This window comes from Tindallia texcoconensis (genome assembly GCF_055383815.1).
On sequence record NZ_AP042431.1, the window covers coordinates 1,533,222 to 1,546,636 of the forward strand.

At 42.3% G+C, this 13,415-nt stretch carries 6 protein-coding genes and 1 tRNA gene; all 7 read left to right on the forward strand.

The window, feature by feature from the left end; genetic code table 11:
* The first annotated feature begins 193 nt into the window (after positions 1 to 193).
* The 7 genes from ACZ47N_RS07050 (at position 194) to ACZ47N_RS07080 (ending at position 13,347) form a co-directional block, all read left to right on the forward strand.
* The gene (locus ACZ47N_RS07050; protein WP_464885856.1) at positions 194 to 1,441 is read left to right on the forward strand and encodes an MFS transporter; all 1,248 of its coding nucleotides are present in this window, start codon (positions 194 to 196) and stop codon (positions 1,439 to 1,441) included.
* Positions 1,442 to 1,650: 209 nt separating this feature from the next.
* Positions 1,651 to 1,726 (forward strand) — tRNA-Arg (locus ACZ47N_RS07055).
* A 307-nt stretch (positions 1,727 to 2,033) separates the two neighbouring features.
* Positions 2,034 to 5,648, forward strand: coding sequence for an InlB B-repeat-containing protein (locus ACZ47N_RS07060; RefSeq protein WP_464885857.1), 3,615 nt, complete (start codon positions 2,034 to 2,036; stop codon positions 5,646 to 5,648).
* Between the two features lie 208 nt (positions 5,649 to 5,856).
* On the forward strand, positions 5,857 to 6,438 hold the full coding sequence (locus tag ACZ47N_RS07065; RefSeq protein ID WP_464885858.1) for a GNAT family N-acetyltransferase: 582 nt from the start codon (positions 5,857 to 5,859) through the stop codon (positions 6,436 to 6,438).
* A 60-nt stretch (positions 6,439 to 6,498) separates the two neighbouring features.
* A complete protein-coding gene (locus ACZ47N_RS07070) occupies positions 6,499 to 10,182 on the forward strand; it encodes a PAS domain S-box protein (RefSeq protein ID WP_464885859.1) in 3,684 nt (1,227 codons plus the stop codon).
* Positions 10,183 to 10,205: 23 nt separating this feature from the next.
* The gene (locus ACZ47N_RS07075; RefSeq protein WP_464885860.1) at positions 10,206 to 11,459 is read left to right on the forward strand and encodes an HD domain-containing phosphohydrolase; all 1,254 of its coding nucleotides are present in this window, start codon (positions 10,206 to 10,208) and stop codon (positions 11,457 to 11,459) included.
* 28 nt (positions 11,460 to 11,487) lie between these two features.
* Positions 11,488 to 13,347 (forward strand): PocR ligand-binding domain-containing protein, encoded by a 1,860-nt coding sequence (locus ACZ47N_RS07080; protein ID WP_464885861.1) that lies wholly within the window; start codon positions 11,488 to 11,490, stop codon positions 13,345 to 13,347.
* Positions 13,348 to 13,415: the final 68 nt, after the last annotated feature.

A 13,415-nucleotide genomic window follows, 5' to 3' on the forward strand; every position in this document is an offset into this window, starting at 1 on the left:
ATAATGCTATACAAATTCTACCCGAAGCCTCTTACAATAAACAAACAGAAATCTTTAAATGTCTATAAAGAATAAGGTGAACCTAGATTTGCAAAAATATCTAATTCTGATAAAATAACCAAAGACAAGACAAGACAAGACAAGAGAAAATAAGAGAAGAGAAGACAAAGAATAAGGGTATAGGAGAGGTACCATGAAAAAAATAACATCAAAATATGTGGTTTGGCTTGTTTTTGGCATGGCTTTTATGATTGGGTTTTTTCATCGGTACTCCATAGGCGTCATTGCAGATCCACTAAGAGAAGACATGCTTCTATCCACAGCAGGCATTAGTTTGATGTCTTCCATGTATTTTTATACCTATGGGCTTTTGCAGATTCCTTGTGGCATCATGGTGGATGCCCAAGGCCCCCGTCGTGTGGTGATAGTAGGAATGATGGCTGTATTGTTAGGGACTTTATTTTTTGCCATTTCACCAACGCCTCTTTTGCTATATTTAGCCAGAATTCTCATAGGATTTGGTGCCGCAACGGTGTTTACCTCCATTTTTAAAATTCAAGCTCTTTGGTTTAAACCAACGGAATTTGCAACTATTGCTGGGATGACCGCTGTTATCGGAAATGCTGGAGGGATGTTGGCCACGGCACCTTTCTATCACTTAACCAAAGCCATGGGATGGCGGGGAGGCCATTTCCTGTTGGCGGCAGTTACATTGATCCCTATTCTGGTAATTTATTGTTGGATTACGGACAGACCGCCGACAGTGGAAAAAACAATAGAAGAAGAACATGAACCACCCAAGTCATTAAAAATTAATATTGGAACTGGGGTGAAGGCCGTTGCTTCCAATCGCTACACTTGGATTAATATGATCGTTCTTTTTGCAGTTTTTGGATCTTATATGAGTTTTTCTGGCCTCTGGGGACCACATTTTATCCGTGCTGTTTATGAGGTGCCTTTGGAGAAAGCCGCTAATTTAATTATGATCTATATGGCTGGCGTATTGATTGGTTCACCGGTCATTGGAAGAATTTCCGACGCCTTAGGAAAACGAAAAAAAGTGTTGCAAGTAGCTTTATTGGTGTTGTTAATGGGATGGTTGTTGATGATACTAGTATTGCCTGGAGTACAGCAAATGTGGCTGTTAGGATTAGTGCTTTTTATCACTGGATCTGTCTCCATTAGTCCCATGCTCTGTTTTACCAATATAAAAGAACTCACCAAACCAGAATACACGGGGATTGCCACTGGATTTGTTAATATGGCACCTTTTTTTGGCACCTCGGTTATTAATAGTGTGATTGCCTATTGTCTCCGTAATGGAGAAACGGCTGCCAGTCATCAGGCTGGTGCCACTGTTTTTCTGATAATGTCCTTTATTGGCTTAATAGCCAGTTTCTTCATGAAAGAAGGATTACCGCCTAAGAGAAGGAAGGCTTAGAAAGATCCGTTTTCTTTTGGCATCTCCTTTTTAGACGTGTGACACATTGCCTTGAAAATCCTAACCGCTTGTAAGAATATTGAAACCTTGTATTGACTTTCTGAAAAGAATCTGATAAAAAGATACTTGGTAGTTTTAGTGAAAAGAAAAAAAGCTCCTACTCAAAAAAGGTAGGCAGTGAGTATTTTCAAAGGAAAGACCATGGATAGGCACCTGTAGCTCAGGGGATAGAGCACTGGTTTCCTAAACCAGGTGCCGGAGGTTCAAATCCTCCCAGGTGCGCCAAACAGAACCGTAGGGATAGCTCTGCGGTTCTTTTTTTTTTGGAAAATTACGAAATACCATTTTACCTAGAGATAAAAAAGCGAGGGAGTGGCTAAGAGAAACTGTATAATGACTGAAAATTAGCAATAATAAGTAGGAGAACCTGCTTATCCATGATACAATAGAAAAACAGGAGAATCTCTTTAGGGGATAGAAGTGTAGGGCTTCATCCTTATATGGATATAGGATGAAGATAAACAAGAAAATGAAGAGTCGATAAGAATAAAAACGAAGAAATAGAAGGAACATAAATTGGGAGGAATAAGGAATGAGGAAAGATAAAAAGACCGTAGTGGTCCTGGTGACATTTTTCTTGTTAATGATAATGGGAGCAGGGATTAATCGTATTGATGCAGAATCTTCCACGGCTATTCTTTTTGAAGATCTCTTTTTGGTAGATGGCTCTTTACAAGATAGCCCACCCCAGACTGGTACTCCCTGGACTTCCAATCAAGGGAATTGGCCTCAAATTAGCCATAAGGTTTTGGATACGGCAGGTGGTGGATTTCAAGTGTTTAGTGATTTTGTTTCTCCTTTGAAAGAAGGCGTATTAACCCTTTCTTTTTCAACGGAGGCAGGGGTAGGTCCTTGGAATCCTAACTCCCATGGATGGGGAGGCATTAGCCTTTATTCAGGAAACACAGAGCATTTTTTTATAGGGCTAGCAGGCAATCAATCTTCTGGATGGGAGATTCATGGGGAACAGATCTCAGGAGACGCTGTTCATTTTAATCCGGAGAAAATCGATGCAGCACAAGAGATCATCTTTACCTATACCTATGATACTGGGAATTGGTCTTACACAATAGGGCAAGAAACTTTAAATGGTCAAGCAGATAAAGAATTGAATTTTGATAGGATTCGTATTGCCCAAGACAGTACTATTCCTGTTAATATTGCTTATAGAGATATTCAAGTTACCGGAGTTCCTCAGCATACGGTTCATGTCGTCACAGGGGCAGTAGATGGTCCTGGTGGTTCTATTCTTCCAGAAAGTCGTACGATCCGAGAAAATAGGGAAACCACTTTTAAGATCATTCCGGAAATTGGTTTTAGAGTCGATTCAGTGACTGGATGTGCTGGCGTTTTAGATGAAAACTCAAACCAATATACCACCGGAGCTATTACTGGAAGTGGGATGGTGCAGGCTACTTTTGTTAATATACCAGTTGATATTGAAGGGATTCAAGGAGTATCAGTGCCAGTAAGAGGAGGGATTCCAGCAACAAGTATTATAGAAACAAATCAATATACAGGAACTATTGATTGGAATCCAGAGCATCAGTCCTTTCAAGCAGAAACTGTTTATACGGCAACTATTACTTTAACCCCCATAGGTGGATATACGTTTAATGGAGTAGCAGCAGACTTTTTTGATGTAGCTGAAGCTGAATCGGTAACCAATGAGGAAAATGCAAAGATAATAACAGCGGTTTTTCCAGCTACAGACTCTATACCGACGTATACGGTTACCTACTTCGGAAATGGTGCCCATAGTGGCATAGATCCTATGGCAGAGACTTTTTATGAAGGAGAGACAGGCTCTGTCCTTGGAAACACGGGAAATCTATCCAAAACAGGATATACCTTTGCTGGCTGGAATACAGCAGCGGACCATAGTGGCATCTTCTATCAAGAGGGGGAAGAATTTTCCGTGGACAACCATCCTGTGAGCCTATATGCGGTATGGGAAGCCCATAAGGATATGGCTTATACCGTCCATCATTATCAACAAACAACAACCTTAAATCATTATAGTCTATTTGAAACAGAGAATTTGACGGGCAGGACTGGGGAAGAAGTCACGGCTTCTATTAAGACCTACACGGGATTTACGGAAAACACCACCCAGGATTCTCGGTTGACCATGGGCACCATTGTTGCCGATGGAAGTTTGGTGCTGAAACGCTATTATGATCGCATTCTCTATACAGTTATTTTTGACAGCCAAGAAGGAAGTGCGGTGGATCCTATGAAGGATGTGCCTTACGGAGATAAGATTACAGCACCGGAAGCACCCGTATCAGATGGAAATGTCTTTAAGGGATGGTACAAAGAACTTAGCATGGAGAATCCTTGGAATTTTAATACAGATATGGTGAAAAAGAATATGACGCTTTATGGTAAATGGTTAGATACTTCTAATATAGCCATGGTGGTTGATCCATCTAGGGTGGAGGCAAAGGAGTCCTTTGATCAAATTTTTACGCTGACAGTGGAAAATGATAGGGTTGTTGGCCATGTATACAGCGAAGATCTGTTGTTGAGTCATGGTTTTGATGGATTGACCCTTGAAAAAGTGAACCAGGACTTGGAACACAACCCGAATCACATAAGCCTCAGGATTCGTGGGGATATCACCAGTGCAGGAAGCGGTTTTATCACCCTTTCCCAAACCCTACTGAAAGACAGTACTAGTCCTTTAGTGGCAGAGGTAGTTATTATAGAAACATCTGAAGCAGATCCAAGCCCATCAACTGGAGGCGGGGGTGGTAGTGGTAGAGCGTCTTCAGATACAAACAAGACAGATGGAGATACAAGCACTACGGAAGACACGAATGACCCCATGGAAGGCCATACAAGTCAACAAGAGAAGGATATCCAAGGCTTGATCAATAATAAAATAGTTTCCCTTGGAAAAGAAACTATTGGCATAGGAGAAGATGGACGACAGGAAAGCTGGTTGCAAGTGGATTCCACAACAGTTAGAAACATGATGCAAGAAGCAATGGAGGCTTCGAAAGAGCAGGTGGTTATCCCTCGGATTGAAATATCCGTGAATACTCCTCAGGCTCATCGAATCAGCACTGGCTTCCAGAATGAATTGGTTCAAGAAATGAAAGACCAAGGTTTCCGATTGCGTATAAACGCAGGAGATGTTTCCTACGAATTGGATGCTGCTGAATTATCCCAGGAAAAAGCGGAACAATTGGCTGGGAAGCCGCTTCAAAATTTCCAGGTAGAAGTGGAGATAGAACGAATTTCCCAAGAAAGAGCAGCAGCAATTCAGGAAAAAGCCCGTCAGCAAGGTCAGGAAATTCTTGTGCCTCCCATGAGTTTTAAGATTATAGGAAGTGGTATGGATGAACAAGGCAACCTCCTAAAGGTGGAAATGAACAGACATGACACATACAGTCAGCGGATTATAGAGTTGCCGGAAGGCATCGACTCTAGTCAGATTACTACGGGTGTAGTCTTTGATAAAGATGGAGACTATCATCATGTACCTACAGAAATCTTTCAGGAAAATAGCAAATGGTATGCTCGGATCCATAGCTTGACCAATTCACTTTACTCGGTCATTTGGAACCCGGTGACAGTGGATTCCGTAGAAGATCATTGGTCTCGGCCACATGTCAAGGATATGGCCTCTCGGATGGTGATAGAGAATCTGAAAGAGTTTAACCCAGAAGCTGCCGTTACACGCAGTGAGTTTACTAGTTATATTACCAAAGCTTTGGGAATCTATCATACTGGCGAATTGTATCACCAGAACTTTGAAGATTTAGAGGAAGATGACAAGAGTCGAGCCGTGAATGCTGCCATGGCCTATGGGATTATTTCTGGCTATCCAGATGGTAGTTTTGGACCAAATAGAAGTATTACTCGGGAAGAAGCCATGACCATGTATGCGAAGGCCATTGATCTGGTGAGCATACCAGTGGAAGAGAAAGACTATCTCGCAGCCTATGAAGATCGACAATTGATTGCTACTTGGGCATCGCCTTTCATTAATAAAAGCCTGGCAGCTGGTGTCTTTCAAGGCTCCAGTGCCCACACCATCGACCCAAAAGGCATCTTTACCCACGCCGAAGCCGTTACAGCCACCAGACGATTGCTGCAACAAGCTCTTTTGATCAATACAGAAAAAGATATGGAATAAAAAAACACCCAAGAATCTAGGAGCTATCAGGTTTAAAAAATCTCTCTTACATCTAAGAAACAATAGGATGGGAAGGGAGATTTTTTTTAAAATACGTTTAGCGTGAAGGAAGAAAGGTTTTTTTGGGTACATAAATACCAATCTGTACAAGCAGATCTGGAGGGCGGATAACCTTTAGGACTGAAAAAATAAAAAGGTGGGATGCAGGATGCTGGAAATCGTTGCCTATGAAAAAGAAACTCAGATTGAAGAGTTGCTTAAAATCGTTGAAATCAATAGAGGCTCAGGCTATAAATCCGTGCAAGAACTATCGGGAGTTCTAGATCGATGGAGGGTAGCCGTAGCCAAGTATAAAGGAGAAGTGGCAGGGTTTATTGCTTTTAGAATGTGTCCCTTAGAAGAAGCAGTTTTAGTGGAAGAAGCTGCAAAGCATTTTGAAAATCGATGGACCTTTGCCGTAGGTGGTCATCTGGTGGGAAGCATCAATTTGCTTGTGGTTCATGAACCCTTTCAAAACAAGGGAATTGGACGTGCTTTGATTGATACCGCCGTCCAAGCCTTGCGAGGAAAAGTAAGCATATTGTTTTTACAGGCTTGGAACAATCCTAACAATCCAGCCGTTGAACCCCTGATGGCTTCCCAGGGATTTGAAACCTGGAAAGTGTATGAAGGTTTTTACCGAAATCATAAGGTAGGCATCGCTTCCCAGTGTCCGGTATGTCCAGGTATTTGTCAATGTAGTATGACGATATACTATCGGTTGTTAAATGGAGATCCCCATAGCCAGTGATGTGGCAACGGCTGAAAAGATAGACAGTCGTCTTCGAGAAAGTTGGAAAGGAAGATTAAGATGAAACAAGAGCCATGCTATGACCCTTCTTGGCTAAATAGGTTACCAGAAGCCTATGGCTATCATCAAGTGATTACCAATCACGAAGGAGAAGTGGTAGACGCTGTTTTTCTTTACGTGAACCTTGCCTTTGAGGATATGATTGGCCTAAAATCAGAGGAGATCCTTGGAAAAAGCGTCACAGAAGTATTGCCTCATCTTAAGACCGGTGATGGTGATTGGATGGCATTTTTGGGAAAAGCAGTCCTAAAGAGAGAAAAATGTCAAATTCAGCAATACTTCAAGGCCTTGGATAGATGGTATCACATCACCGCCCATAGTCATGAGTCTGGGTATTGTGCTGTGTTATTTCATGATATCACCAGGATTCAAAAGCAAAAAAATTTATTGGTTACAGGTCCGGTGGTACAGAATACTGGGGATCCCAATAAAATAGAGAAGGTCCCAGAAGTTTCTCCCAATACAAAAGAAAATCTGGGAGATATATCGGAAGAAATGAAAGAGGCAGAAGCACACGTTTCTGAAAGGCAGCGGGAGTTGGATCAATACTTTGAAACCAGCTTAGACCTTCTTTGCATTGCCAATACCAAAGGTGAATTTATTCGACTCAATCCAGAATGGGGACGGGTCTTGGGGTATTCAACAGAAGCGTTAGAAGGAAAACCTTTTTTAGATTTTGTTCATCCAGAAGACATAGAATCCACCTTAGAAGCCGTCCAAGACTTGGTGAACCAGCAGGAAGTGGTTAAGTTTGTGAATCGGTATCGTTGCCGCGATGGAAGCTATCGTTGGATCGAGTGGCGAAGCCGATGCCAGGGACAACGGATTTATGCCGTTGCCAGAGATATATCAGAAAGAATCGAATACCAGAGAGCCTTGAAGGAGTACAAGGAAAGGCTCTCTCAGGCACAAACTTTTGCCAATGCAGGAACCTGGGAATATGATATAGAAAAAGCAACGCTAGACTGGTCTTCGGAATGCGAAGCTTTATTTGGCATTGAAACTGGATCTTTTGGAGGAACGTTTGAAGCCTTTTTAAGGTATGTACATCCAGAAGATAGAGACGAAGTCATGGCACAAAATCAGTTTATCCTCCATAAAAAAGAAGAAAAAAACCTGAAATACGAGCACCGGATTCTTAAACCATCAGGTCAGGTACGATGGGTTCAGGAAATTGCAGGTGTTCATCGAGATAAAGAGGGGAAGCCTGTTAAAGTTACTGGATTTGTGATGGATATCACCGATAGGAAAGAAAGCGAAAATGCCTTGAAAGAGAGAGAAAAATTATTAGAACTCTTCTTTAACCAATCCCTCCATGGCTTTTACTTTTGTATGCTAGAGGAACCCATTGAATGGAATGAGCATAGCCATCAAGCCTCTATCCTCGAATACGCTTTGAACCATCAGAGAATGACACGAGTCAATCAAGGCATGTTAGATCAGTATGGGGCCCAGGAGGATCATTTCAAAGGCCTTACCCTAGGCCAACTGTTTCAGCATGACTTGGATCAAGCTAGAGAAATAACGAGAAGGCTTTTTAATAATGGTCAATGCCATATTGAAACACGAGAACAAAAATTAGATGGTTCTCCGCTGATGATTGATGGGGAGTATACCTGCCTCTATGATGACCAAGGACGTATCACAGGACATATTGGTGTCCAAGTGGATATAACAGAAAAGAAAAAAGCCCAACAGCAAATCAAGGATAATGAAAGACGCTTAAATACACTGTTATCAAATACTCCAGCCGTGATTTACAGCTATCAAATTGATCAGCAAGGCATACCAAAGATCACCTATATAAACGAGAATGTCAAGGAGGTCTTGGGCTACCATCCTAAGGAATTGACAGAGAGCATAGACCTATGGAAAGCCTGTGTTCATCCAGAAGATCTGCCGGACTTAGGAGAGAAACTGACCGGAAGAACTGGAACCAATCAATATCGTTTCAAAGACAAAAAAGGAAACTATCATTGGTTGCTGGATACCCAGCGAGCCATAGACAGAGGGGAAGAGGAATGGGAAGTAATGGGGACTTGGTGGGATATTACGGATCGTATTCGAGCAGAGGAAAAGCTCCAAGAATATGCCAGATTATTGGAAAAAAAGAATCTTGAATGGGAAGAAGCCACTAAGGAAGCTCAAGTTGCCAGCAAAGCTAAAACCCAGTTTTTAGCCAATATGAGCCATGAAATCCGTACCCCTATGAATGGGATTCTAGGGTTTTTGCAACTGTTGGAAGAAACAACCACCGATGAACAACAATCCCAATACATAAAGTATATTAAAATCTCGACGGATACGCTACTCACTTTAATCAATGATATTTTGGATTTGAGTAAAATAGAATCTGGGAAAATGGCATTAGAAGAAATTCCCTTTGACCTGCATTCCCTCCTAGAAGAAGCCATGATTTCTCAAAGCTATCCAGCACAGAGCAAGCAGATACCATTGAAACTTCAGATCCATGAGGGGTTGCCAGCCTATGTCCAAGGCGATCCTATTCGATTCAAACAAATTCTCACCAATTTACTCAGCAATGCCGTTAAATTTACAGAAGCAGGAAGCATTATGTTGGAGTGTCGTTCCTTAGAAGAAAAGCAATCAAGGGTTTTGGTGGAAATAAGGGTGACGGATACAGGCATTGGCATTGATTCGGAAGCCCAGAAAACCCTTTTTGAAGCCTTTACCCAAGCAGATAATTCAACGACTCGGGAATTTGGTGGAACAGGCCTAGGTCTTACGATAGTGAAAGATTTAGTGACGTTAATGGGAGGCTATATTGGCATTCAGAGCACTCCGGGTCAAGGAAGTACGTTTACCCTCAGAATTCCCTTGGCCCTCCATCCAGAAAAACCTATTCATCTTCATGAGGCAGAGCCGAAGCAGGAAATTTTAGGAGAGCTCCTAAGTCAAGGAGTCTCTACGGTTCTGATTGTAGAAGATCAGGAGATCAATCAGGCCTTGATCCAGCAGTTGTTGAACAATAGAGGCATCCATTGTGATATAGCCCAAAATGGGAAAGAAGCCGTGGAAGCATGTGGAAAAAAGCCTTACGATCTGGTGTTAATGGACATACAGATGCCGGTAATGAATGGGTTGGAAGCCACTCGGCAGATTCGGAAGCTAAAAATCCATCCACAGCCTAAAATTGTAGCCATGACAGCCCATGCCATGGGAGAAGACAAAATCAAATGCATGGAAGCCGGGATGGATGATTACCTGACCAAGCCTATTCGTTTTGATCAGGTGAAGGAGGTACTCAAGAAAAAGAGGAAGCAGGGAGAGGTCCTACCAAAAACCCAATGGACCGAGGTGATCCGATATTTGAAGGAAGAAATCGGTTTTGATCAACAGGCTGCAGAAACTCTTTTACGACAGGCCCTAGAGGAATGGACAGAGCGGTTAATGGACATAAAGACCTTCCTTGAAAAGGAAGATAGGGAAAGCTTTAAACAGGCCTTACATGGACTAAAAGGGGCTGCAGCCAATCTCCGAGTAAGGGAAGTGGCTGATTTGGCCCAAAAAGGGGAACAGCAGATGGCTTTGGGGGAAATAAAAGCATTAAAAGAAACCCTAAGGAGAATTCAGTGGGTTCTGGAAGGTTTTTCGGATGAAATGCCACCTGCAATCCATACACGCAAGGATGTATCTCATAAGGATCATCAAGATACACCATAATAGACAGGTAGAGGAGACTTAGAATGATTTCCTTAACACAGCTGACAGACACACTATCTCGGGCATCAGATATGGTAAGCCCGGCATTAAATGGACACCAGCAACAGGTAGCCTATATTTCTTGGCATATTGGAAAAATCCTAGAGTTGGATAACCATCGAATGAACCAACTCTACGCAGCATCGGTTTTGCACGATATAGGAGGCCTCAGCATGAAAGACAGACTAAATCTTCTTTCTTTTGAGTTGGTCAACCCTCATCTTCACGGAGAAGTGGGATGGCTTTTGCTTAAGGACTATCCGGAATTTTACAAAGAGGCTACCATGATACGTCATCACCATGTACCCTGGAACCATGGACAAGGAAAAACAAACCGAGGAGAAGATGTGCCCTTGGAAAGCCATATTATCCATATGGCGGATCGTATTACCACGGCACACACTTTTAGTACTTCAGCCCTTAACGAAGCCCCCTTCATTAGCCATAAAATAGAGAGCCAAAAGGGAAGCAAATTTCACCCAGAATTGGTGGAGGCATTTCAAGAGTTGAAAAACAAAGAGTATTTTTGGTTGGATCTGCAATCAATTCTGTCGGAAAAACCTTGTTATAGCCCACCTCAACCTGAAAACAAAGAGATAGAAGAAAAAAGACTCTTGCCAATTTCTACGCTTTTTGCTCGAGTGATCGACTTTCGAAGTCGTTTTACAGCGGTGCATAGCAATGGCGTTTCCGCCGTAGCTACTAAGATGGCCGTGTGCATGGGACTTCCGGAAAGCACCTGTAGAGAAATTCATATTGCTGGCCATCTTCATGATATCGGAAAATTAACCGTACCCAGCGAAATTCTGGATAAACCTGGGCCTTTAACAAAAGAAGAATACAATACAATGAAAGGACATACCTATTATGGGTATACCCTTTTAAAAGATTTAAAAGGAATGGAAAGAATCAAGGAGTATGTGTCTTTTCATCATGAGAAAATGGATGGAAGCGGCTATCCATTTAAGCGGACAGAAGCGGAACTTTCTACTGGCAGCAGAATCATGGCAGTGGCGGATATATTAACGGCCTTGACAGAAAACAGGCCTTATCGGAAAGGAATGTCAGATCACAAGGCCTTGCTTATCTTAGGAGAAATGGCTGAACAAAAGAAATTAGACCCCCAGATGGTCCAGTTGGTGCAGGATTGTTATCCAACCATCAAGGAAAGTCGTATCTCCAGTCAAGAAGAAGCCCGCCAAGGATACCATCGTTTTTCGGAAAAAATGGAGGAATAAGGACGTTTTCATGGAAAGGAGTCCAAGGATGAAAAGCCTTCGAATTTCACGCAAAAGTCTTAGAAAAAAAACCACTAGGAATCCAAGCCTTAAAAAAACCTTTATGGAGGCTTTTTTCAGCCAAAATTCACATTTGATTCTTCAGCGGTATGCCATGGATGGCAGGGTTTTAAGCTGGAACCACGCTTCAGAATCATTTTACGGATATTCAGCAGAGGAAGCACTGGGAAAAAACATGTTGGATCTAATTGTGCTTCCAGAAGACCGATCTCAAGTGGCACAAGAGTTGAAAGTCATGGAGCTTACTCGTCGAGCCATTTCACAGCGGGAGATGACTTTACGGCGAAAAGATGGTTCCTTAGTGCAGGCATATATTAATTTCATGTTAACAGAATTAGAGGAAAACCAGGAACCAGAACTTTTCTGCCTAGACATTGATTTAATGCAGGAAAAAAACAGGCAAGAGGAATTGCGTCAATTAGAAATAAAAACCCGTCGTAAATTGGAAGCCATTTTGGAACCCGAAGGAGAGCTACAGACATTAGATATGGAAGACATTCTGGATATTCCCTCTTTGCAGGAAATGATGTATGAGATGTATCAGGCTACGGGATTAGGCATGTCTCTCACAGACTTATCGGGAAACGTATTGATAGGCTATGGATGGCAGCCCATATGTACGGAGTTTCACCGTAAGCATCCAGAAACCAGTAAAAACTGTCGAAAAAGCGATGCTCTTCTTTCGGCCAAGAAAGAGACTGGCCTCTACGCACAGCATAAATGTCACAATGGATTATGGGATTTAGCACTGCCAGTCATGATAGGGGAAAGAAGGTTAGGGACCCTATTCTTTGGGCAGTTTTTTTATGAGGAGGAATCCATGGACCTAGATTTTTTTCAACAACAGGCAAAAAAATATGGATTTCCAGAAAAAGAATATATAGGGGCCTTAGAAAAATCGCCACGGCTCAGTGCAGAACGGGTAGAGCATATTATGAAATTTTATCATCATTTAATCCAGAATATTACCTCTCGGGAATATGCAAATCTAAAGTTAACAAGAAACTTGGAACAGCAACAGCTTCTAGAACAGCAATTACTGGCCTCTTTCCAAAAAATCGAAAAAGCCAACGAAGTAAAGGATCGATTTCTGGCTAATATGAGCCATGAACTTCGTACCCCTTTGAACGGATTAATGGGGATGATACAACTACTGGAAATCACCGAACTGACCCAAGAACAACAAGAGTTTATGGCATTAGCCCTCCGTTCCTGTCAATCTCTGACAGAGGTGGTAGAGGATATTCTTAACCATACGAGCTTGGTTAGAAAGGAAGTCACCCTAGAAGAAAAACCATTTGTCCTTCAGAATCTTATGGAACAAGTATTGGAACTCCATAAAGGAACCGCCTTTCAAAAAAAGTTGGCACTTGATCTCCAGGTGGCATCCAGTGTGCCTAGAGCCCTTTTAGGGGATCCTTATAAAATAAAACAGATTCTAAACAACTTGGTAGGCAATGCGGTGAAATTTACAGAGGAGGGGCACATTCATCTTTGTGCAGCATTGGAACCTCATGAAAACAAGCAAGAAGGAACCTTGAGTCTTTGGGTGATCGATACAGGTGTTGGAATTCCATCTAGCTTACAAGAGCATATATTTCAAGCCTTCGCCCAGGCAGACAATTCCAGTACGCGAGCCCATGATGGATTGGGTCTTGGTCTTGCTACGGTGAAAACCCTGGTGGAAAAAATGGGAGGTCGGCTATTCCTTCAGAGCAACCCAGGGAAGGGGAGCAGCTTTACGGTTTCGATCCCAGTCAAAATACCACAGAAAGAAGCAAGAGAGCCGGTAGATGAGACAATTACCGAGAAGCAAGGGAAAAACTAAGTCGTTTATGGCCATTGGATCTTTGAACACGGAGGGGATCCATGCACAGGAAAAAGGAGACAGGAAAA